At 73.4% G+C, this 21,991-nt stretch carries 19 protein-coding genes; 7 read left to right on the forward strand and 12 right to left on the reverse strand.

Annotated features, from left to right (window positions below):
* Window positions 1–75 precede the first annotated feature (75 nt).
* Both ABD284_RS09985 and ABD284_RS09990 read left to right on the forward strand, forming a co-directional pair.
* Window positions 76–564 carry a MarR family winged helix-turn-helix transcriptional regulator gene (locus ABD284_RS09985; protein WP_344142384.1) on the forward strand — a complete coding sequence of 163 codons (489 nt, stop codon included), beginning with the start codon at window positions 76–78 and terminating at the stop codon, window positions 562–564.
* A gap of 113 nt (window positions 565–677) precedes the next feature.
* A complete protein-coding gene (locus ABD284_RS09990) occupies window positions 678–1,745 on the forward strand; it encodes a GDSL-type esterase/lipase family protein (RefSeq protein WP_344142385.1) in 1,068 nt (355 codons plus the stop codon).
* A gap of 1,806 nt (window positions 1,746–3,551) precedes the next feature.
* Here the strand turns inward: ABD284_RS09990 and ABD284_RS09995 are convergent.
* From ABD284_RS09995 to ABD284_RS10010, 4 genes are all read right to left on the reverse strand, one after another.
* Complete coding sequence (locus tag ABD284_RS09995) at window positions 3,552–5,336, reverse strand: ABC-F family ATP-binding cassette domain-containing protein (RefSeq protein WP_344142386.1); 1,785 nt, start codon at window positions 5,334–5,336, stop codon at window positions 3,552–3,554.
* Window positions 5,337–5,625: 289 nt separating this feature from the next.
* Window positions 5,626–6,525, reverse strand: a complete 900-nt coding sequence (locus ABD284_RS10000; protein ID WP_344142459.1) for a transketolase family protein — start codon at window positions 6,523–6,525, stop codon at window positions 5,626–5,628.
* Window positions 6,526–6,575: 50 nt separating this feature from the next.
* Window positions 6,576–7,271, reverse strand: coding sequence for a transketolase (locus ABD284_RS10005; RefSeq protein ID WP_344142387.1), 696 nt, complete (start codon window positions 7,269–7,271; stop codon window positions 6,576–6,578).
* A gap of 217 nt (window positions 7,272–7,488) precedes the next feature.
* A complete protein-coding gene (locus ABD284_RS10010; protein WP_344142390.1) occupies window positions 7,489–8,424 on the reverse strand; it encodes a 4-(cytidine 5'-diphospho)-2-C-methyl-D-erythritol kinase in 936 nt (311 codons plus the stop codon).
* A gap of 237 nt (window positions 8,425–8,661) precedes the next feature.
* On the opposite strand from ABD284_RS10010, the gene ABD284_RS10015 reads away from it, so the two are divergent.
* Entirely contained in the window at window positions 8,662–10,689 is a 2,028-nt protein-coding gene (locus ABD284_RS10015; RefSeq protein WP_344142391.1) for a serine/threonine-protein kinase, read from the forward strand.
* A gap of 31 nt (window positions 10,690–10,720) precedes the next feature.
* Here ABD284_RS10015 and rsmA read toward each other — a convergent pair whose 3' ends face one another.
* Window positions 10,721–11,707, reverse strand: a complete 987-nt coding sequence (rsmA, locus tag ABD284_RS10020; protein WP_344142393.1) for a 16S rRNA (adenine(1518)-N(6)/adenine(1519)-N(6))-dimethyltransferase RsmA — start codon at window positions 11,705–11,707, stop codon at window positions 10,721–10,723.
* Between the two features lie 729 nt (window positions 11,708–12,436).
* On the opposite strand from rsmA, the gene ABD284_RS10025 reads away from it, so the two are divergent.
* Complete coding sequence (locus ABD284_RS10025; RefSeq protein WP_344142394.1) at window positions 12,437–13,402, forward strand: arginase family protein; 966 nt, start codon at window positions 12,437–12,439, stop codon at window positions 13,400–13,402.
* A gap of 142 nt (window positions 13,403–13,544) precedes the next feature.
* Here the strand turns inward: ABD284_RS10025 and ABD284_RS10030 are convergent, their stop codons facing one another.
* The 4 genes from ABD284_RS10030 to ABD284_RS10045 form a co-directional block, all read right to left on the reverse strand.
* Window positions 13,545–13,895, reverse strand: a complete 351-nt coding sequence (locus ABD284_RS10030) for an MGMT family protein (RefSeq protein ID WP_344142395.1) — start codon at window positions 13,893–13,895, stop codon at window positions 13,545–13,547.
* 94 nt (window positions 13,896–13,989) lie between these two features.
* The gene (locus tag ABD284_RS10035) at window positions 13,990–14,370 is read right to left on the reverse strand and encodes an SPW repeat domain-containing protein (RefSeq protein ID WP_344142397.1); all 381 of its coding nucleotides are present in this window, start codon (window positions 14,368–14,370) and stop codon (window positions 13,990–13,992) included.
* Between the two features lie 177 nt (window positions 14,371–14,547).
* Window positions 14,548–15,708 (reverse strand): adenylyltransferase/sulfurtransferase MoeZ, encoded by a 1,161-nt coding sequence (gene moeZ / locus ABD284_RS10040; protein ID WP_344142399.1) that lies wholly within the window; start codon window positions 15,706–15,708, stop codon window positions 14,548–14,550.
* A gap of 155 nt (window positions 15,709–15,863) precedes the next feature.
* Window positions 15,864–16,847, reverse strand: coding sequence for an alpha/beta fold hydrolase (locus ABD284_RS10045; RefSeq protein WP_344142401.1), 984 nt, complete (start codon window positions 16,845–16,847; stop codon window positions 15,864–15,866).
* A gap of 234 nt (window positions 16,848–17,081) precedes the next feature.
* Between ABD284_RS10045 and ABD284_RS10050 the strand changes: the two genes are divergently transcribed.
* From ABD284_RS10050 to ABD284_RS10060, 3 genes are all read left to right on the forward strand, one after another.
* Window positions 17,082–17,282 (forward strand): hypothetical protein, encoded by a 201-nt coding sequence (locus ABD284_RS10050; protein WP_344142402.1) that lies wholly within the window; start codon window positions 17,082–17,084, stop codon window positions 17,280–17,282.
* Window positions 17,283–17,484: 202 nt separating this feature from the next.
* On the forward strand, window positions 17,485–18,108 hold the full coding sequence (locus ABD284_RS10055) for a TetR/AcrR family transcriptional regulator (RefSeq protein WP_344142404.1): 624 nt from the start codon (window positions 17,485–17,487) through the stop codon (window positions 18,106–18,108).
* Window positions 18,109–18,376: 268 nt separating this feature from the next.
* Entirely contained in the window at window positions 18,377–19,213 is an 837-nt protein-coding gene (locus ABD284_RS10060; RefSeq protein WP_344142406.1) for a mechanosensitive ion channel family protein, read from the forward strand.
* 158 nt (window positions 19,214–19,371) lie between these two features.
* Here the strand turns inward: ABD284_RS10060 and ABD284_RS10065 are convergent, their stop codons facing one another.
* The 3 genes from ABD284_RS10065 to ABD284_RS10075 all read right to left on the reverse strand — a co-directional run bounded on the left by ABD284_RS10065 (window position 19,372) and on the right by ABD284_RS10075 (window position 21,127).
* Complete coding sequence (locus tag ABD284_RS10065) at window positions 19,372–19,620, reverse strand: hypothetical protein (RefSeq protein ID WP_344142407.1); 249 nt, start codon at window positions 19,618–19,620, stop codon at window positions 19,372–19,374.
* 255 nt (window positions 19,621–19,875) lie between these two features.
* Window positions 19,876–20,187: a DUF6401 family natural product biosynthesis protein gene (locus ABD284_RS10070; protein ID WP_344142409.1), complete on the reverse strand. Its 312-nt coding sequence runs from the start codon at window positions 20,185–20,187 to the stop codon at window positions 19,876–19,878.
* Window positions 20,188–20,353: 166 nt separating this feature from the next.
* On the reverse strand, window positions 20,354–21,127 hold the full coding sequence (locus tag ABD284_RS10075) for a ferritin-like fold-containing protein (protein ID WP_344142410.1): 774 nt from the start codon (window positions 21,125–21,127) through the stop codon (window positions 20,354–20,356).
* Window positions 21,128–21,991 lie beyond the last annotated feature (864 nt).

A 21,991-nucleotide genomic window follows, 5' to 3' on the forward strand; every position in this document is an offset into this window, starting at 1 on the left:
GGCCGGACACTGGTCCGTGCACGGGTCCGTGCACCGGCGGCGACTATCTTGATATCAAGAGATATGCTGGGCCGCATGCGTGATGAGGTCGACGGTCTGGTCGAAGCGTGGCGCGCCGAGCGCCCCGATCTCGACATCGAGCCCCTCCAGGTACTGAGCCGGGTGTCCCGGCTGGCCAGGCACCTGGACCGTGCGCGGCGCGCGGTCTTCACCGAGCACGATCTGGAGCCCTGGGAGTTCGACGTCCTGGCGGAGCTGCGCCGCTCGGGGCCGCCCTACGAGCTCAGCCCCGGGCGACTGCTGCGGGCCACGCTGGTCACGTCCGGCACCATGACCAACCGCATCGACCGCCTCGCCGACGCCGGCCTGGTCCGCCGCGGCCCCGACCCGGCCGACAAGCGCGGCGTCCTGGTCCGGCTGACCCCCGAGGGGCGGGAACGCGTCGACGGCGCGCTGGCCGCCCTGCTCAGCTACGAGGAGTCCCTGCTGACCGGAGTCTCGCGCAGGGACCGCCAGAGCCTGGCCGCCCTGCTGAGGTCGGTACTGTCCCCCCTCGACGAGTAGCCGCCGCGTCGGCCACTCTTGTGACCCGGCGGCGTCGTCCCCGCTCGCACCGGGACGCCGCACCGGCGCGCCACCGGCCCCCGGAAGCAGGAGCAGGAGACGGAGTCGACGACATGCACAACCGCTGGTGTTCCGCCGCCGCAGCGGCGGCGGCCCTGGTGCTGGCCGGTTCACTGGCGGCCTGCTCGGCCGATGACGGGCAGGAGGAGCCGCGCAAGCGCTACTACCTCTCGCTCGGCGACTCGCTGGCCGTGGGGGTGCAGCCGCAGCCCGACGGGACGGCCGAGGAGACCTCTCAGGGTTACACCGACGCCCTGTACCGCACCCTCTACGACCGCGACTCCACACTCGAACACGAGCGCATGGGGTGCGGCGGCGAGGACAGCACCACCTTCGTCAACGGCGGTTTGGAGCACTGCGCCGAGCGCTACGAGGAGGAGTCGCAGCTGGCGCAGGCCGAGCGGTTCCTCAAGGAGCACCGCGACCGCACCGCGCTGGTGACAGTGGGCATCGGGGCCAACAACTTCACCGGCTGCGTCCTGGAGGCCGTGCAGGGGCAGGAGGGGCAGGCGGGGCAGCACGCGCAGTCGGATGAGCCGGGAGGAGCCGACTCGGGATCGGGCGGGGCCGGTGAGGCCGGCGGGTCCGGCGGAAGCGGGGGCGGGCCCGGGCTGTCCGGACTGGGCAGCATCGACCGCGGCTGCGTCGACGACGGCCTGGAGCGCCTCCGCGAGGAACTGCCCGTCATCGCCACCCGTCTGCGCGACGCGGCGGGCCCCGACACCCGGATCGTCGGTATGACCTACTACAACCCCTTCCTGGCCGCGCTGCTCCTGGACGGCGGAGCCGCCGGGGCGCAGAGCGGGGACGGCGGCGGGGACGGCGCAGAGCAGCCCGAGAACGAGACCGTCGAGTACGCCACCGGCGTCTTCGAGGAGATGAACACCGTCATCACCGAGACCTACGAGGACGCCGGGATCGGGGTCGCCGACGTGGCCGGGGCCTTCCACTCCTCCGACTTCGACGTACCCGCCGGCAGCGAGACCGGCATGCCCGCCAACGTGCAGCGGATCTGCGACTACACCTGGATGTGCAACACGGCCCGCGGCCCCGACATCCACACCAACCGGGCCGGCGCCGCCGCAATCGCCCGGGCCTTCGCCGCCCGCGTGGAAATCTAGCCGAGCCCGTGCGGCCGGCGGTCCCGGTGCCCGCCGGTTGGTGGCGGTCGCGACGAGGCAGCAAGGGCGGCGGATGGTCCAGCCCGCGAGCATCGGTTCCCATGCCCGCCAGTGACGGCCGCGACGAGGCAGCAACGACAGCGGACGACCCAGCCCGCGACCACCGGCAATGGTGCCCGCCGGTGGCGGTCGCGACGAGGCAGCAAGGGCGGCGGATGGTCCAGCCCGCGAGCATCGGACCCGATGCCCCCCGGTCGCGCACCCGACGAAGCGGCGACGGCAGCGGAAGGCCGAGCCCGCGACCACCGGCAATGGTGCCCGCCGGTGGCGGTCGCGACGAGGCAGCAAGGGCGGCGGATGGTCGAGCCCGCGGTCGTCGGTTCGCGTGCCCGCCGGTTACGCACGTGCCGGGGCAGCAACGACAGCGGACGACCCAGCCCACGACCACCGGATCCGATGCCCCCGGTCACGCACCCGACGAAGCGGCGACGGCAGCGGAAGGCCGAGCCCGCGACCACCGGCAATGGTGCCCGCCGGTGGCCGGTTGCAACGAGGCAGCAAGGGCGGCGAATGGTCCAGCCCGCGAGCATCGGTTCCCATGCCCGCCAGTGACGGCCGCGACGAGGCAGCAACGACAGCGGACGACCCAGCCCGCGACCACCGGCAATGGTGCCCGCCGGTGGCGGTCGCGACGAGGCAGCAAGGGCGGCGGATGGTCGAGCCCGCGGTCGTCGGTTCGCGTGCTGACTGATTATCCCTGCGACGAGGCAGCGAGGGCGACGGGCGGTCAAGCCCGAGCCCATCGGTTCCGGTGCCCGCCGGTTACCCACGTGCCGGGGCAGCGAGGGCGGTGGGCGCAGGGGGCCCGGAATGGAGTGAGGGTTTCGGCGCGGCTCTTCGCCCGCGCGGGCCGGACCAGAGCGCCCCATGCCCGATTTAATTTAACTCCATGACGATGGCCGTGCGGGGCGGTGGCGCCGACGGCGGGCACAAACCGGGCATTGCGGGCATTCGGCGTCCCCGGCATGCGACGAGACCGCCCTAATGCAGGTTGCCGCACTTTAGAGCGCCGCATACCCCCGCCACACGAGGCGATTCCGGCATGTATGCCCGAATTGCACCCCAGCCCAAGGGCCTCTGCGGGCCGCCGGCAGCGACGAGTCGGCCCGAATGCACCCCGCAGCGGCCCTGAAGCGCGGTTTTCAGGGGTCTCGTCGCACCTTGGGCCCCCGCGACACCCGCAGAATCGGAAGAATGGGACAAACTACCCTGCTTCATTTCGCATCGCGGAAGCCGAGTGGGGTGGCGGTGCCGCTGCGCTGGTTCGCTTCGGCTCGCGCACCCCGCCCCACCAAGCCAAACCCGATATGCCCGAAATGCCCACCGCACAGCACGCAGCACTCCCGCCCCTCACCGACTCCGCCACCGCCCGCCACCCATCGCCGCCGCCCCGTCGCATGCGCGACCCACCGGGCACCCGAACCGACGACCGCGGGCCAAACCACCCGCCGCCCTCGCCGCCCCGCCGCAACCACCACCGCCGCGCACCCCAACCGACAACCGCGGGGCCCAACCACCCACCGCCCTCACCGCCCCGCCGCAACCACCACCGCCGAGCACCCGAACCGACAACCGCAGGCCCAACCACCCGCCGCCTATCACCCTCGCCACCCTCGCCGCCCCGTCACAACCGCCACCCCCGTCGCGACCGCGCGGCCACCGACCACCGGGCACCAGCACCGGTGACCGCAGGCGTTCAGGGGCGCCGCATGCGACGCATTCGCCGCAAGCTGCGCGGCCGCCGCATCAATCGCTCAGCTTCTCAGCCTCCGCGAGCCACTGTTCCTCCAGCTCCTCCTTCTCGGCCTGGAGGGTCTTCAGCTCGGAGTCGAGTTCGGCCAAGCGGGCGTAGTCGTCGGCCGCCTGGGCCATCTGCTCGTGGAGCTCGGACTCGCGGGTGCCGATGCGGTCGAGTCGGCGCTCGATGCGCTGCGCCTCCTTCTGCACGGTGCGGCGTTCGGCGGCCGAGAGCGCCGGGGCGGAGTCGGGCTCCGCCGGGGTGCCGGGCTCGGCGCGCCGGCCGGGGACCGCTGCGGTGGCGTCGGTCTGGCGCGCGCGGCGCTGGAGGTACTCCTCGATGCCGCCGGGAAGGAACAGCAGGTCTCCGTCGCCCAGCAGCGCCATCACGCGATCGGACACGCGCTCCAGGAAGTAGCGGTCGTGGCTGACCACCACCAGCGAGCCGGGCCATCCGTCGAGCAGGTCCTCAAGCTCGGTCAGGGTCTCGATGTCGAGGTCGTTGGTGGGCTCGTCCATCAGCAGCACGTTGGGCTCGTTCATCAGCAGCCGCAGCAGCTGCAGGCGCCGCCGCTCGCCGCCCGAGAGGTCGCCGATGGGTGTCCACTGGCGCTCGCCGCGGAAGCCGAACCGCTCCAGCATCTGGCTGGCGGTGAACTCCCTCCCGCCGATGGTGATGTGCCGGCGGATCTCCTCGACCGCCTGCAGCGGCCGCAGGTCGGGAGCCAGCTCGACGAGGCTCTGGGAGAGGTGGGCGAGGTTGACGGTCTTACCGTGTCGCACGCGCCCGCCGTCGGGAGCGCGCTCGCCGGCCAGCGCGCGCAGCAGCGTGGTCTTGCCCGAGCCGTTCACGCCGACCAGGCCGATGCGGTCGCCCGGGCCGAGCTGCCAGGTCAGCCGGTCCAGCAGGACGGTGTCGTCGGCGGCGAGGGTGAGGTCCTCGGTGTCGACGACCGTCTTGCCCAGGCGGGTGCTGGCGAAGCGCACGAGCTCGACGGTGTTGCGCACCGGCGGCTCGCCCGCGATCAGCTCGTTGGCGGCGTCGATGCGGAACTTCGGCTTGGAGGTTCGGGCGGGCGGGCCGCGGCGCAGCCAGGCCAGCTCCTTGCGCATCAGGTTCTGCCGCCGCTCCTCGGCGGCGGCCGCCAGCCGCTCGCGCTCGGCCTTGGCCAGCACGTAGGCGGCGTAGCCGCCCTCGTAGCGCTCGACGCGGCCGTCGACGACCTCCCAGGTGCGGTTGGTGACGGCGTCCAGGAACCACCGGTCGTGGGTGACGACGGTGAGCGCCTCGCGGCGGCCGCGCAGGTGCTCGGCCAGCCACGCGATGGCCTCGATGTCCAGGTGGTTGGTGGGCTCGTCGAGCACGACGAGGTCGTGGCTGTCGATCAGCAGCCGCGCCAGGGTGGCGCGGCGACGCTCACCGCCGGAGAGCGTGGCCATCGGCGCGTCGAGGTCCCAACCGGACAGCAGGCCGCGCAGCACGTCGCGCACGCGGGCGTCGCCAGCCCACTCGTGTTCGGCGAGGTCGCCCAGGACGAACCCGCCGACCGTGGCCTCGGGGAAGGTGTCGCGCTGCTGCAGGAACCCGATGCGCAGGCCGCGGCTGTGCACGACCCGGCCGGTGTCGGGCGGGGTGCGGCCGGACAGCACGGAGACCAGGGTGGACTTGCCGCCGCCGTTGCGCCCGACCACGCCGATGCGGTCTCCCTCGTCGATGCCGAGGGAGACGTCGTCGAGCAGTACGAGCGGCCCGTAAGCCAGGGACACGTCTTGCAGGTTCACGAGATTCGTCATCGTGCTATCCATTGTGGTGGCCTGCGCGGGCGCCTGCGACCACGGTCCACAGGCGCCGCCGCGCTCCCGGCCCGCCCCCGGCCAACCCCCGGACCGAAACCGGGCCCGCCACCCCGCCCCCACCGGTGAGCGGCCGCACGATCGCACGGTCGCACGACCGGCCGACCGCCCGGTCAGACGATCGCACGGCCGACCGGCCGACCGGCCGACCAGAACCCGAACCAGGGCCAGAACCAGGACCAACGACAAGGAACGGAAACCACCAAAACCAACGGCCGAGACCAGGCCGTCAGGCCGCAAAAAAATCGCGGGCCCGCTCGGCGATCCCCGCGGTGTCCAGCCCGTGCGCCCTGTCGTGGTCGGCCGGGGTGCCGTAGCCGCGGACCTCGGTGTCCCTGCGCACACCCAGCGAGCGCTGCCGGTGGCGGCGGTCCTCCAGCGCCGCGGCGACCTCGTGCGCGGAGGTGCCCTCCAGGTACGGCTCGACCAGGAGCACGTCGGCCTGCCCTGCTCGCGCCACCAGCCGGTTCAGCCCTTCGCGGTCGAACGGGCGCACGGTGGCGGCGTAGGCGACCGTGACGTCGAGGCCCTCGGTGGCGGCAAGGACGCGGTCCAGCATCGGGCCGACCGCGACGACCACGCCGCTGGAGCGCCCCGAACCGGCGCGGACGGTCTGCAGCCCCGGGCCGATCGGCCGGGCGGCGGCGTTGCCGCGCTCACTCAGCCGCACGTAGACGTTGCCGTCCCGGCGCAGCGCCTCCTCCAACAGCGGGGCGACCTCGGCCGCGTGCCCGGGCACGTGCACGGTCCAGCCCGGCAGCGAGTCCAGCAGGTGGACGTCGCCGGGCGCCATGTGGGTGCGGCCGTAGTGCGCGCCGTCGTAGGAGGCGCCGGAGCTGACCAGCACCGCGCCCGCTCCCTGGTGACCCAGGTCCAGCTTGACCTGCTCGAAGGGCCGCTCGACGAGGAACGGCGCGAACGTGTGGGCGACGGGGCGCATTCCGGTCAGCGCCAGCCCTCCGGCGACGCCGATCATCAGCTGCTCGCGGATGCCCAGGTTGACGACGCGTTGGGGGTGGCGCCGGGCCGCCTCGGTGAAGCGGTCGGCGGAGATGTCTGCGAGCACGACGGCCAGCCTCGGGTCCGTCTCCAGCGCTGCGGAGACGGTGTCGGCGAAGGCGTCGCGCATCGGCTGCGCGACGACGGCTGCGGGTTCGGGCGGTGCGGCGGTCATGGCGTTCATCCCTTCGGTCGGATGCGGGCGACCACGGCGAGCGGCCGGCCGCTGTGCGGGGCGGTGAGGGCGTCGTACAGGGCGGCCTGGTCCCGGCCGGGCGCGGAGCGCGTCTGCCAGCCCTCGCCGGAGAAGCGCGTCTCGATCCCGCCGGGCCAGCCGTGGGTGGCCGATGCGTTGTCGACGACGACGGCCGTGAGGTTGTCCAGCCCGAGGCGCCCCGCGGCGGCGATCGCCTCGTGGTTGCTGCCCTCGTCCAGCTCGCCGTCGCCCATGAGCACGAACACGCGCGGCCGGGTGCGCCCCTGGGCGCGCAGCCCCAGTGCCGTGCCCACGCCCAGGCCGAGCCCGTGGCCGAGCGAACCGCTGCTGATCTCGGCTCCGGGGACCAGGACGCGGTCGGGGTGGTGGCCCAGGGGCGAGTCGAAGTCGGCCCAGCGGCGCAGGGTGGCCAGGTCGAGGAAGCCCTTGGCGGCGAGCACCGCGTAGTAGGGCATGGGGCCGTGCCCCTTGGACAGCAGGAACCGGTCGCGGTCGGGGTCGTCCGCGGTCTCGGGCGAGACGTCGAGCACGCGGTCGTAGAGAACCCACAGCACTTCGCGGGTGGACTCGGCCGCGAGCTGGTGCTTCTCGTCGCCGGTCATGAGCCCGATCAGTGCGGGCAGATCGGCGTATCTGGTGAGCGGTGGTGCGGTAGTCATGGCGCCAGTCTCAGACTTCAACCAAAGTTGAGGTCAAGACCCGCGGAACCCGCCGCACACGCCGCCGGAAGTGAGGTGGGCCACTCCCTACCCGGATGGGCCAACGAGCGCGCGGGCTCCCGAGCGAAAAGCCCCGACCCACCGCCGACCGCACCCGACCGCGCACGGCCCGGCCGGCCCGGCCCGCCCCGGTCGGTCTCCGGTCGGCCCGGCCCGCTCAGACCACGGTCGCCCCGGGCACGTCCCCGTGGGCGGTGACGGCGTGCGCGCAGTCCGGTGCGGTCCGCACCGCATCGGCGATCCGGTCGGCGTGCTCGGCGGACTCGGCCAGGAACGCGCATGTCGGGCCGGAACCCGACACGAACGCCCCGAGCGCCCCCGCCGCCCTGCCGGCCTCCAGGGTCTCGGCCAGCGCAGGACGCAGCGCGAGCGCGGCGGGCTGCAGGTCGTTGCTGAGCGCGGCGCCGACCGCCCGCGCGTCGCCCTCGGCCAGGGCAGCCATCAGCGCCGGGTCGCCCCGGGGCGCCGGAGCGCCGGGGCGCAGGCGGTCGTAGGCGCCGAACACCTCGGGAGTGGACAGCCCGCCCTCCGAGAGCGCGAAGACCCAGTGCAGCCGCCCGGCGCAGCGCGCGGGCGCGAGGACCTCGCCGCGCCCGGTCCCCACGGCGGTGCCGCCGACGAGCGGGAACGCGACGTCGCTGCCCAGCCGGGCGGCCAGGTCCAGCAGCCGCTCGCGGTCCAGCCCGATGCCCCAGAAGGCGTTGCAGGCCACCAGCGCGGCGGCGGCGTCGGCGCTGCCGCCCGCCATCCCGCCGGCGACCGGGATGGCCTTGCGCAGGTGCAGGTGAACCGGCTCCCGCGCGCCGCTCTCGCGCGCGAGGAGGTCGGCGGCGCGCCAGGCCAGGTTCGACGCGTCCAGCGGAACGCGGTCCACGTGGGAGGCCGGACCGCCGCCGGCGTCCTCCGCCGAAAGTCCCGCAGCACCCCCGTTTGCGCGCGTTCGGGCACCGGTGACGGTAACCTCGTCGAACAGCGCTACTGCGTGGAAGACATTGACCAGATCGTGGTATCCATCTTCGCGCGCCGGCCCCACCGCCAGCTGGAGGTTCACCTTCGCGGGGACCCGAACGGTCACGGCGGTCGTAGTGGTCACGAGTCCTAGATCGTAAAGGAACACCCACCCCCGTGAATCCCCCTTCCGCGAACCCGGGCGCCTGCGCGGGCCCTGCGGTCGGCTGACGGCGGTGGGCGGCTCTTCGGCGGTCACACGCCCGCCCCGGGGTCACGGCTGTCCGGATGCGGGCGCCGTGGCCTGCCCGGGTGGGTATCCGGACCCGATCACCGCTACCTTGGGGCCAGGCGGAGTTTGGACACCGTCGGGGAGGGTCGCTTGCCGTCGGATGGGCTCCCGAAGAATTTGGAACCGTTGGCTGCCGGAGATCCGGCGACCATCGGTCCCTATGTGCTGGCCGGTCGCCTGGGCAGCGGAGGAATGGGGACGGTCTACCTCGGCCGCACCCCTGAGAAGGGCGCCCAAGTCGCGATCAAGGTGATCCGGCCCGAGCTCGCCTTCGACGAGCCCACGCGCGCGCGCTTCCGCGACGAGATGGAGAACGCCCGCAGGGTCGCCTCGTTCTGCACGGCCAAGGTCCTCGACCACGGCACCTTCGAGGGCCGCCCCTACATGGTGACCGAGTACATCGCCGGCACCGCGCTGGCCGAGCACATCTCCGAGCACGGCGCGCTGGACTCCAGCACCCTGCACGGCTTCGCGCTGGGCGTGGCGGCGGCGCTGGCGGCCATCCACCGCACCGGGCTGGTGCACCGCGACCTCAAGCCGGCCAACGTGCTGCTGTCGCTGTCGGGGCCGCGCGTGATCGACTTCGGCATCGCGCGGGCCATGAACACGGCCACCAACCACACCCAGACCGGCATCGTCATGGGCAGCCCCGGGTGGATGGCGCCCGAGCAGCTGCTGGAGGAGAAGGTCACCACCTCCGCCGACATCTTCGCGTGGGGGTGCCTGGTCGCGTTCGCCGGCAGCGGCGTGCACCCGTTCGGCAACGGCGACGCCATGACGCTGGGCAAGCGCGTGCTGTTCGCCGAGCCGCAGATCGGCGACCTCGACAGCCCGCTGGACCGGCTGGTCGCCCAGGCGCTGGCCAAGGAGCCCGAGCGCCGCCCCAAGGCCCAGGACCTGCTGCTGGAGCTGACCGGCGGCGAGGGTGAGGCCTCCAGCGGCGGCGGTGACGCCAACGAGATGGTCAGCCACGCGCTGCACAACTCGTGGCGGCCCAACCTGCCGCCGATGGCGCCGATGCCGCAGCCCGGCCCGCCGCCCAACCCGCACCAGACCGCCACCGGCATGCCGCACCCGCCGCCGGCCCCTCACGGTCCGCCCCCGGGCGCTCCCCCCGGTCAGCCCTACCCGGGCCCGCCGCAGCCCGCGCCGATGCCCGCACAGCCGGGCCACCACAGCCAGCCCATGCCGCGTCCGGCGGGCATGGGGCCGCAGGGTGCCCAGGCCCAGGCGGCCCCGGGAGCTCCGGCGCCGCAGGCGCCGCAAGGCCCGCCGCAGGGGCCCGGACCGCAGCCTCCGGGCCAGGGCGGCGGACCGCAGGGACCCGGCCCCCAGAGCCAGCAGGGCCGGCAGACCGGCCAGTTCCCCGCGATGTCGCCGAACCAGACCGGCCCGATCCCGCAGGTGCCGCCCGGCCCCGATCAGGGCCAGGGCTCGCGCCCGCACGCCCAGCCCTACGTCCCGCCCGCCTCGCTGCCGCCACACCGGCCCATGCAGCCGGGCAGCCGCAAGCGGTGGGTGGCCCTCACCGCGATCGCCGCCGCGATCCTCGTGCTGCTGCTGTTCACCACACTCACCCTGCTGGGCATGCAGAACCTGATCTGGCCCGGCTCGGCCGCGGGTTCCGAGGAAGGCGGCAACCAGTCCAACAGCGGCGGCTCCGGCGACGACGACGCCGGTGCGGCTCCCGGCGCGGAGGGTCAGCAGTCCGACGAGACCTCGGCGGCCAACACCGCCAGCGACAGCCGCATGGTCTTCGAGGTGCGCGAGTACGAGTGCTCACCGCGCATCGACGGCAGGTCCACCGTCCACCGCGGCACCTACTGCGTCTTCGCGCTGAACGTGCAGAACACCGGTTCCGAGCGCATCACGCTGGAGCACGACCAGCAGCGGCTGGCAAAGGGCGAGCAGGAGTTCCTGTCGGCGTCGGAGCCGTCGATCAGCGAGAGCCAGGCCCCGCTGTGGCAGTCGATCCCCGCGGGCGCCGAGGCCGAGGGCAAGCTGGTGTTCCTCGTACTGGACGAGTCGGAGGTCGACTCCGGCGCCCTGCATCTGAGCAGCGGCGACGGCGGCTCGCCCGCCGTCGTCGACGTCGCCGCCGTCACCAAGGCGGGCTGACCGGCCCGGGCGCCGAGAGTGGCAGGCGGGCTCAGGCTCTCCTGCCGGACGACCGCCGCCGCGAGCCGTCCTTGCCGCCGCCGTCCGCCGGTCCGCCGGTGCCGTCCTCGGGCTCCTCCGCATGGCCTGCGCAGGCGGCGATCCTGGTGAAGGCGGCGATGTCCAGCGACTCGCCGCGGGCGCGCGGGTCGACGCCGGCGGCCCGCAGCACCCGCTCCGCGGCCGGCGCCGAGCCCGCCCATCCGGCCAGGGCGGCGCGCAGGGTCTTGCGCCGCTGGGCGAACGCGGCGTCGACGACGGCGAAGACCGCGCGGCGGTCCGGCGCCGAAGCCCCGCCGCCCTCGCAGCCGTCGGCGCCGGGAGGCGCGCTCCTGCGGGTCAGCGCCACGAGCCCGGAGTCGACGTTGGGGACAGGCCAGAACACGCCCCGCCCGACGGACCCCGCCCGGCGCACCTCGGCGTACCAGGCGGCCTTGGCCGAGGGCGACCCGTAGGTCCGGCTGCCCGGCCCCGCGGCGAGCCGGTCGGCGACCTCGGCCTGCACCATGACCAGTGCTCGGCGCAGGCTCGGCAGCAGTTCCAGCAGGTGCAGCAGCACCGGAACGGCGACGTTGTAGGGCAGGTTGGCCACCAGCGCCGTCGGGGCCGGGCCGGGGATCTCCGCAACGCGCATCGCGTCGGCGGTGAGCACCCGCAGCCGGTCGGCGTGGGCGGGGGCGAACCCGGCCGCGGTCCGCGGCAGCTCATCGGCCAAACGGGGGTCGATCTCGACTGCGGTCACCGCGCGGACGTGCGGCAGCAGCGCGAGCGTCAGCGACCCGAGTCCGGGACCGACCTCCAGCACCGTGTCCTCGGCTCCGACCCCGGCGGTACGCACGATCCGCCGCACGGTCCCGGCGTCGATCACGAAGTTCTGCCCGAGCGTCTTGGTCGGTCGAACGCCCGTACGCTCGGCCAGCCGCCGCACGTCGGCCGGTGTGAGCAGCCGCGCGCCGCCGGAGGAGTCGGATTCGTTCACCGCAACATTGTGCCAGCACACGCGCTCCTCGACGCGCGCGAGGCGGCGAGCCGAGCGCCCGGCGGGACGTCGCGTGCCGCCCGCCGGGCGCGCTCTGCCGCTCCCGGCTGCGTGCCGCCGGCGGACTCGCGCGGTCCGGGGCGTCACCGGCCGCCCGTCACGTGGGGCCCGGCGTCGGCCGCCTTCCTCGGTGTCCTCGCTCCCGCTCCGGTCGGGCCTGAAGCGCTGGAGCGGCCGCCGCCGTCGAGGCAGCAGGGGGACCAGGGGCACGGCTTCCCTGGGAACGCCGGGGATGGCACGATGAGCGATCACGCGGCGCCCGTTTTCCGTAGCCCGGGATCGGTTTCGGCACCTCAGCCCGAGCCCGGATTCGCCGCACTCTCGGCCTGGGACTCCGCGCCGATGCCGAGCGACGGACCCTCCTGGCGGTGGGCCCGGGTTCGCGCGCCCGCGCTGCGAACCTGCGTATCGGAGCCGCCCAGGATCAGCTCGTCGTCGGCTCGTCGTCGGCACACGCGGCCCTCAGAGGGGACGACCGGGCACGATCGGCGAGGGGTGGCACGCGTCGTTCGGCGCACGCCGCCGGCCGAGCAGCCTCAGCGGTGCACCCGTGGAACGGAGACCGACGGGTTGCACCCGGCCGGGGTCGGCGGCGAGGGCGGCTCCGTCGGGCGGCGCTCCGCGATCCGCAGTGAACCATCGACAGGAAACCACCGGAAAGGACCCTTGATGACGAACACGGACAAGCGTGTGGAGCCGCAGGCGGGTGCGACGCCCCCCGCCGCCGATCGAGCCCGCCGGCTGACCGTCCTCGACGCGCCGTCGAGTCTCGGTTTGCGGCCGACCGCGAACGGCGGGATCTCAGGAAGCTACAAGGCACCGGGCGTACTCCGCGGCACCGGGCTTGTCCGCGACCTCCGCGCCGAGGACGCGGGAGCGGTCGTTCCCGCCCCCTACGAGACCGCTCGCACTCCCGGCGCACTGCGCAACGAGGCGGCGATCGCCGACCTCTCGCTGCGTCTCGCCCACCGGTTGGGGGAGATCGCCGCTCACCAGCACACAGCCGTGGTACTGGGCGGCGATTGCAGCATCCTCGTGGGTGTAGGGCTGGCGTTGCGTCGCCGCGGCCGGTTCGGGCTTGTGTCCTTCGACGGCTTGGACTATCGGCACCCGGGAAACAGCGATGCCGTTGGATCCGCCGGCGGCGAAAGCCTGGCCCTCGTGACCGGGCTGGGCGGATCACTCGCGGATTTGGAGGGCCGGCGTGCCTACCTCCAGGCCGAGGACGTGGTTTCCCTCGGCCCGCGCCCGGACGACGAGTACTCCGCCGACGCGGTCCGCAACGGGATACGCGTCATCGACAGCCGGATGACTGGGCGGGATCCGCAAGGAGCGGCGCGCGAGGCGCTGGATGTGGTCACCCGCCCCGAGCTCGACGGGTTCTGGGTCCATGTCGACGCCGACGTCATCGACCCGGGCCAGATGCCCGCCGTCGACAGTCCCGAACCTGAGGGGCTCTCGTTCGAGGATCTCGCCGCTGCGCTCGCCCCGGTGCTGGCCGACCCCCGGTTGGCCGGGCTCGATGTGACGATCTACGACCCCGACCTCGATCCGCAGCTGAACTGCGGCCGCAGGCTGGCGGAGCTGCTCGTTTCCGCCTTCGCGCAGAGTGCTGAGACACCGCCCTCCGCGTAGCACGCAGGACCCGGCCGCGCCTTCTGCGGACGTGCGGCGGAGGATTCCGGTCGTCCGGCGCCGTTCTCCGGCTCCGGAGGGGAGCGGGCACGGGTGCGGCGGTGGAACACCGGCACGGGTTGGCGGCGGGTCGGGGGCCGGCCTACAGGTCTTCGGGCAGGCCCGTGTGCCGGGGCGGCGCGCTGCCGTCCCAGCGGGCCCGGGACATGTCGACGCGGTCGCCGCCGGGACGCGTGGGGGTCGCCTCCGCGGCGTAGTGGGACAGGGCCTCGACCTCGTGGCCCTGCGGAGGGGAGCCGTCGGCGCGGACGACCCGCCACCAGCACACGCCGCCGCCCCACGCCGACATCACCGCGCCGACCTGGCGGGGACCGCCCTCGCCCAGGTACTCGGCGATGTCGCCGTAGCTCATCACGTTGCCGGGCGGTATCGCCTCGACGACGTCGAGCACCCGGTCCACGTACTCGGTGGGGCGGCTGAAGGCGTGCGGCATGGGCCGATCGTAGTAGCGGCCGGGCACCGGGCCGAGCCGCCGCCCCTCCGGGGGTCGGGGCCCGGACGGCGGCGGGGCCGACCGGTCGGGCCGCTCAGCTCGTCAGCCGCCGGCTCGCAGGCTGCGGCGGGACGATGCGGCGGTACATGGCCGTGGCGTCGGGCAGGGTGACCACTCCGACGACCACGGCGATCCCGCCGCAGACCCAGGCGGTCCAGGACGCGGGTGCGTTGCCGGTGAAGGAGAGCAGCCACGGCGTGGTGATCAGGAACAGCCCGGTCACGGCCAGCGCGATCTCGGTGACGAACAGCTCGGGGTGGATGACCGACAGACAGGCCAGGAACACCATGAGGATGCCGACCAGGAACAGCGTGGCCATGGCGAGGCCCAGCATCCCGTGCCAGGCGTAGCTGACGACCACGACGCAGCCCGCGACCAGGGCCGCCCAGTCCGCCAACCTTCGGGTGCCGCGCATGTGGACCCACCTCCGAGCGTCGGGTTCCGTCGCCGGGGGCATACCTACCCACAGGGCGGGCGAGCCAACGGACTGCCCGCCCGCGGCACCGGACGCCGCGGGCCGCCGCGGCGCAGTCGCCGCGGCGGCCCGGATGCGGCGGGGGCGGGCCCCGCGGGGCGCGTGCCCGCCCGCCGCCTAGTAGGTGGGCAGGCTGGGGTCGACCTGGTTGATCCAGGAGAGCACCCCGCCGCCGACGTGGACGGCGTCGCTGAAGCCGGCCCCCTTGAGGGCGGCCAGCGCCTCGGCCGAGCGCCCGCCCGACTTGCAGTGCAGCACGACGCGCTTGTCCTGCGGCAGCTTGCCGAACGCCTCGCCGTTGAGGAACTCGCCCTTGGGGATGAGCACGGCGCCGGGGATGCTGACGATCTCGTACTCGTTCTTCTCGCGGACGTCGACGAGGTAGAAGTCCTCGCCGTTGTCCATCATGTCCTTGAGCTCGCCAGCGGTGATGGTCGAGCCCTGGGCGGCCTCCTCGGCCTCGCCGGACACGGCACCGCAGAACGCCTCGTAGTCGATCAGCTCGGTGACCGGCTCGCCCTCGGGGTCCTTGCGGACCTTGACCGTCTTCCAGGTCATCTCCAGGGCGTCGTAGATCATCAGGCGGCCGACCAGCGGGTCGCCGATCCCGGTGATCACCTTGATGGCCTCGTTGACCATGATCGAGCCGATCGAGGCGCACAGGACGCCGAGCACGCCGCCCTCGGCGCAGGAGGGCACCATCCCGGGCGGCGGGGGCTCGGGGTAGAGGTCGCGGTACTGGGGGCCGTACTCGTTCCAGAAGACGCTGACCTGGCCGTCGAAGCGGAAGATCGAGCCCCACACGTAGGGCTTGTTCAGCAGCACGCAGGCGTCGTTGACCAGGTACCGCGTCGCGAAGTTGTCGGTACCGTCGAGGACGAGGTCGTAGCCCCGGAAGATCTCCAGCGCGTTGTCGGAGTCGAGGTGCTCCTTGTGGAGGTTGACCGTGACGTAGGGGTTGATCTCCTCGATGCTTTCACGGGCGGACTCGGCCTTGGGCTTGCCGATGTCGCTCTGTCCGTGGATGACCTGGCGCTGGAGGTTGGACTCGTCGACCTCGTCGAAGTCGATGATGCCCAGCGTGCCGACGCCGGCGGCGGCCAGGTACAGCAGCGCGGGCGAGCCGAGCCCTCCGGCGCCCACCACCAGCACCTTGGCGTTCTTCAGGCGCTTCTGGCCGTCCATGCCCACATCGGGGATGATCAGGTGGCGGGAGTAGCGGCGAACCTCGTCGACGGTGAGCTCGTCGGCCGGTTCGACCAGCGGCGGCAGCGACACAGCAGCTCCTCAGCATTCCTCATCGGTGTCACGTCCCCGGGGCGTCGCCGGTGGACGCGGGGGCGTACGGGCACGTGACGAGCTTGCATTCATAGCCAACCTACGGGGTGGGGCTGCGCATTCCCGCCGCGACCCGAGCGTTCGAGCCGCGTGCGTCACTCCTCGTCGGGGCCTGCCTCCGAAGCGCCCGCGGAGCCGCGCGCACCGGTGCGCGCCGGACCCGAGCGCTCCGCGGAACCGCCGTCGACGGCGCGCAGGAACGCGCGCACCTCGCGCCCCACCCGCTCGGGGCACTCCATCATCGGCACGTGGCCGGTCTCGGGCATCAGCACCAGCCGGCTGCGGCGGAACGCGTGCGCTGCGCGGGCGGCCATGCGCGGGTCCACGAACCTGTCGCCGGTGGCGTAGACGAGCAGCACGGGGCAGCGCACGCGCGCGGCCTGCGCCCACAGCGAGCGGTGCCCGCGCCGCACGTACTCCGCGACCATGCCGCGCAGCGAGCGCAGCACCGCCGTCGCGGCGTGCTCCTGTGCGTCGCGTTCGCGCTCGGCCTCAAGCGCCTCCAGGACCCGCCGGGTCGGCGCGGAGGAAGGGTCGAAGTAGGTGGTGGCGAGCATGTCCTGCACGCGCACCTCGGGCGGGCGCCGCTGCATCATCGCGTAGACGGCCGGGCCCAGCACCGGAAACAGGGAGGCGGCCATCTGGTAGGGGATCAGCCGCGGGCGCAGGTCGGGCAGCGCCGGGGAGACGAGGGTGAGCGAACGCACCAGGTCGGGGCGCTCGGCGGCCAGGCGCACCGCCACGGCGGCGCCCATGGAGTTGCCGATCAGGTGGACCGGGTGCCGGCCGGCGCCGATCAGGCGGGCCACGGCGCCGGCGTGGGCGTCGATGCTGTAGTCGCCGTCGGGCGGCGGCGGGGACCCGCCGAAGCCGGGCAGGTCGGGCGCCTCGCCGGCCCATTCGGAGCTCAGGACGCCCATCAGGTCGGTCCAGTTGCTTGAGGAGCCGCCGAGCCCGTGGACGTAGACGGCGCGGCCGCGCTCGCCGCCGTGCGCGGCGGCGTCGGTGCGGACGAAGACCTCGCGGCCGTCGCCGATGCCTACGGGCCCGCCCGGCCAGGGGTCGATGGGCTCTGCCATGTGCGTCCTCCCGGGGGCCGGCTGCGGTTGGCGCTGGTGCACGGGTGCGCCGGGGCGCGGCCGGGGACCGAACGCTCGGCGCGCCTTCCATGCTCCACAAAGCGCGCTTAGGCGCGCAAGAGCGGGTAGCGGGACCGGGACGGCGGCCGCTCCGGACGGATTTCCGTTCGGCGCCCGCGGCCGGGGCCGTCGACCCAGTACCGTGGGCACCAGCCGACCATGCAGGGGGATGCAGTGGCTCAGCCTCAGGACGACGACACCGACCGCCCGGTCGAGACCGGCCAAGCCGACTTCGACGAGCAGCGCGCCGAGCTGGCTCCCGAAGGGGCCGACTGGACGCGCCGCGGGCGGCTGGACGCCGAGGACGAGGTGTCCGAGGCCGACGCCGTCGAGCAGCTGCGCGAGATCGACCTCGACGAGGACGAGTATCGCTAGCTCGGGGACCGCCGCCGCGGCCGCGGCTGCGGGGCGTCGGCCACCCGGGCTCCCGGCCGCTGGCGGCGGCCAAGCTACGTGCGAGTAAGATTGGGGCGGTACGCCGGGTCGAGGACGTGCAACCGGATCCGATGGTGCGTTCCAGTGCAAGGTCGTCGAGCGCGGCAGGCTGCAGGCCGCGAGGAGTTCGGAGGGTGTCGCCGTGACAGCTCCTTCAGACGCCCGCCCGCGGGGGACCCGCCTGCCCCGGATGGCCCGCCGCCGCCAGCTGCTGGCCGCCGCCCAGGAGGTCTTCGTCGCCCACGGCTACCACGCCGCGGCCATGGACGAGATCGCCGAGCGCGCCGGAGTCAGCAAACCCGTCCTCTACCAGCACTTCCCCGGCAAGCTGGAGCTCTATCTGGCGCTGCTGGAGCAGCACTCCGAGGCGCTGGTCGAGAAGCAGCGCGAGGCGCTGGAGAGCACCGACGACAACCGCCAGCGGGTCACCGCCAGCTTCCAGGCCTACTTCGACTTCGTCGCCGGCGAGGGCGAGGCGTTCCGGCTGGTCTTCGAGTCCGACCTGCGCAACGTCGCCGCGGTACGCGAGAAGACCGAGCAGACCCTCCAGCGCTGCGCCGAGCTGATCAGCGACGTCATCCGCCAGGACACCAGCATCTCCGGCGAGGAGGCGCACCTGCTCAGCATCGGGCTGGTCGGTATGGCCGAAACCAGCGCCCGGTACTGGCTGAGCAACTACGGAGGCATCCCGCAGGAGGCGGCCGAGCAGCTCATCGCGCGCCTGGCCTGGCGCGGCATCAGCGGCTGGGACCTCACCCGCGGCTGAGCGGATCCCGCGGGCCCCTCGGCGGGCCGCCCCTCGCCATCGCGTTCCCAACGGCGGTTTTTCCCGACGATCGCGCTCCCGCGCGGTTGTTCAACTCCGCGTCAACGAACCACAAACAATTACTTTACGTGTTCGATCGTCACTCTCTGGTGATTCGCTGTATCCGTTACCGGGTAGTCGCGGTGGTGAGAAACAGTCGTCTCGGTTTCGCCGGGCGGACGCGGGGCGCGACCCGGGTACCGGCGGGGCGCCATGGGGGTGAAATCGCATGAACATCCAGCAGGGGTTAACGGACGCCTGGAGCGCCGTCGCCTCCTTCGTCCCACTGCTGGCCGCATTCCTGGTGATCCTGATCATCGGTTGGATCATCTCGAAAATCGTGGGCCGGCTCGTGGGCAAGGGACTGGGCAAAGCGGGCCTCGACCGCGGCCTCGAGCGCAGCGGTGTGGGTGAGTACTTCCAGCGCAGCCGCTACAGCGCCAGCGAACTCTGCGGCAGGATCGTCTACTACGTCCTGCTCCTGATCACGCTGCAGCTCGCGTTCAGCGTCTTCGGGCCCAACAACCCGATCACGCAGCTGCTGAACGAGGTGGTCGCCTGGATTCCGCTTGCGATCGTCGCGCTGGTCATCGTCGTGGTGGCCGGCATGATCGCCAAGGCCGCGCGCGACATCATCTCCAGCGCTCTGGCGGGCCTGGGGTACGGGCGCCTGCTGGCCAACATCGCCGGGCTCTTCATCATGGGCCTCGGTGTGATCGCCGCGCTGAACCAGATCGGCGTCGCGACCACCGTCACCCAGCCGGTGCTGATCGCCGTACTCGCCACCGTCGGCGGAATCCTCGTCGTGGGCGTCGGCGGCGGCCTGATCCGGCCGATGCAGGGGCGCTGGGCCAACTGGCTGGACGCCGCCGAGCGGGAGACCGGGAGGCTGCGCGAGGACTCCTACCGGGCAGGACGCTCCGACGCCATGCAGCAGGGTCCCGGTCAGGGCGCGCCGGAGCAGCAGCCCACGCGCGAGCACAGCACTCACGGCCCGGCGACCATGGGCGGGCCCGCCCAGAGCGGCCGCCGCGGCGGTGAGCAGCCGCCCCCGCCCGAGCAGTGACCCCGGGCCGGCGCCGTGCGGCGCCGGCTCATCCGGTCCCGCGGAAGCGCGCAAAGGGGGCGGAGCCGATCGATCGGCTCCGCCCCCTTTGCGCGCTTCCGCGGTCTCCCGGCCGCCGGCTGCGCCGCGCCACCGCGCCCGGCGCTGCCCCGGCGGTCTCAGAGCAGCTCGTCGTTGCCGAGCTCCTCGCGCGCGAGCCGCTTGATGCGGCGGACGATGAGCACCCCGGCGACCAGGACCGGGATCACGGCGAGCCAGAAGGCGATACTCGCCCAGCCGACGCCGATAAGCACCATGACCGCCAATGCGATCACCATGATCGAGGTGAACAGCGAGAAGTCGACGCGGTCCTGCTGGATCAGGACGCCGATCGGCGGTCGCGCCGCACCATGCCGGCCGCTCCCCATGCGCTCTTCCTTTCTTGCGGTGCGGGCACCGCGCGTACTCGTCCCGGAGTGCGGCTCCACGCGGGCGGCTGCGGGCCCGCGTCCCGGCACCCGTTCCCGGGGACACCGGCGCGCCGACGCGCCTCAGCCGCGAGCTGCGCGGCCACTCCGGATCGGGCCAAGCCTACGCTCAGTCACCACGTTCGTGAGGGGACTTCGCGGATCGGCGCCGCGGCACCGTCCGAGCCCCCGTTTCAGGTGAGAGTGAGAACAAACCTAGCGGACGAATCCGTGTTCCTTGGCCAGTCTGCAGACCGCCAGCACGCGCAGTGTCTCCCAGTCGTAGCCGTCGCAGGAGGAGTGCCAGCCCCGTTCGCGGCATCCGTCCATGAACCCGTCGAGGTAGCGGGAGAGGCTGATGCGGGTGATCGGTCCGCTGTCGGCGGCGATGGAATCGCGCACCGCGGCGGCGTGCTGGTCCAGCTCAGCGGTCATCCAGGGCTCCATCGTGTCGCCAAGGGGACCGAGCAGCCCGAACTCGCGGGAGAGCCGGGCCAGGGGGCCTTCGGCATAGAACCCAGGACGCATGGATGGCTACCTCAGCACAGGGGACGGAGCAAGAACGCGACCGACTATATACGAAACGAAGAGCAAATCGTGACGCGCCATTGTAAAGCCCACAAGACGGACGCCCTGGACACAGCCCCGCGCGCCGAGCGGGAACGGTGCCGGCCGCCCCGCCGCAGCGCTCCCGTCAGGTGCTCAGGCCCATCGCCTCCAGCCGGGCGGTGTGGGCCTCGGTGAGGTCGGCGAACATCCGGCTCACCATGGCCAGGTCGGCGGCTTCGGCCGCCTGGGCACGGTCCCCGTCCTCCGCGGCCTCCCGATCGGCGGCGCCGGAGTCCTCGCCCTGCGCGGCCGAGCGCATGCCCGAGGCCAGCAGCGCCGCCAGCTCCGGCCGGCGCGCGGCCACGCTCTGCGCCTGGCTGAGCGCCTCGCCCACGAGCCGGCGCGCCCACAGCGACAGGCGGCCGGCCAGCCTCGGGTCCTCGGCGATGGCGGCACGCACCTGCGCGGCGACGAACTCGGCGCGGCCGGACTCCACAAGGGTGTCGCGGACGATCGCGTGGGTGTTCGGATCGCACAGCTCGGCGACCTTGCTGTAGAAGTCGCCGGCGATGCCGTCGCCGACGTAGGCCTTGACCAGGCTCTCCAGCCAGCTCTGCGGCTCGGTGCGCGCGTGCCAGGCGTCCAGCGGGACGACGAAGGGCTCCATCGCCGCCTCCGGGTCGGCGCCCAGCTCGGCCAGGCGGTCGTGCAGCCGCCGGTAGTTGGCGTGCTCGGCGGCGGCGAGGTCGGCCAGCGCGCCCTTGCTCGCCAGGGTCGGCGCCAGTTCGGCATCGCCGGCCAGGCGGAAGAAGGCCACGAGGCGCGCGTAGGCCAGCAGGCCGAGCAGGTCGCTCGCACCTTCGGCGGCCGCCGGGGCGTCCTGTGCCGCGTCGGACGCGACGGGGTTCTGCTCGCTCACCGCGTCCCGCCCGTCGAGGAGTGGAACGGCCGCTGCACTGCCCTTCGAGCACGCGTGGTCATGGCGGACAGGCTACCGCCCCGGCACGGCGCCGCGCCCCGGAGCCGCTCGAACGCCCGCCGGCGCACGCGTTCGCGAGGCGCCGGGCGGCGCTCGGGACTTTTCGCCGGCCCCCGCGCGTTGACCAGCACGGAGAAGGCCGCTCGGAAGACCGCTCGCGAGAGTGACGCCGTTCTGCCGCTGCGTACGGAAACGCGGCATATCCAGCAGCAGAGCGGCGGGTTAGAATCGGTCGCAGTGGCCGCTAGGAGTCGGCCATCGCGCGGCGCCCTCGCCGCAGCCGTACCGCACCCAGCGGGCGCGGACGCGCTGCTGCAAGGCCGCGCGCGGCGGTCTCCACGCGGTTCCCCGCGCCGCCGCCGCGCGGTGTGCACCGCGGCGAACCATGACAACAACCGTCACCGGCGCCACGAACGCGAAGGTGAACGAGCGAGCGTCAGCGTCGACCGCCCGCAAGTGCCGGGACCGCCGGGACACTGCGGCGGGCTAAGGAGCGTGAACGTGCGGCGGACATGCCCTCACACGCCCACCCGTCAGCACCCGGCGGCCGCTGACGCCCGACGACAGGAGGCGGACGGCCCTGCGACGGTGCCGAACCGTGCCGCCGGGCCGCGCCGGGGACCCGAACCGGTCCCCGAGCCGCGCCGGCCGAGCCCCCCAGCGGGCACGTGCGCGAGGAGCGCCCTGCCCGCCCATCGGGCCACCGTCCGCCACACACCACGGCCACGAACGCAAGAACGGCCCGCCCAGAGGAGGCATGAGCCCTGACAAGCGCAGACACGAACGAAGAACGCCAGACGTTCC

The sequence above is a fragment of the Streptomonospora arabica genome (genome assembly GCF_039531585.1).
GTDB classification, from domain to species: domain Bacteria; phylum Actinomycetota; class Actinomycetes; order Streptosporangiales; family Streptosporangiaceae; genus Streptomonospora; species Streptomonospora halophila.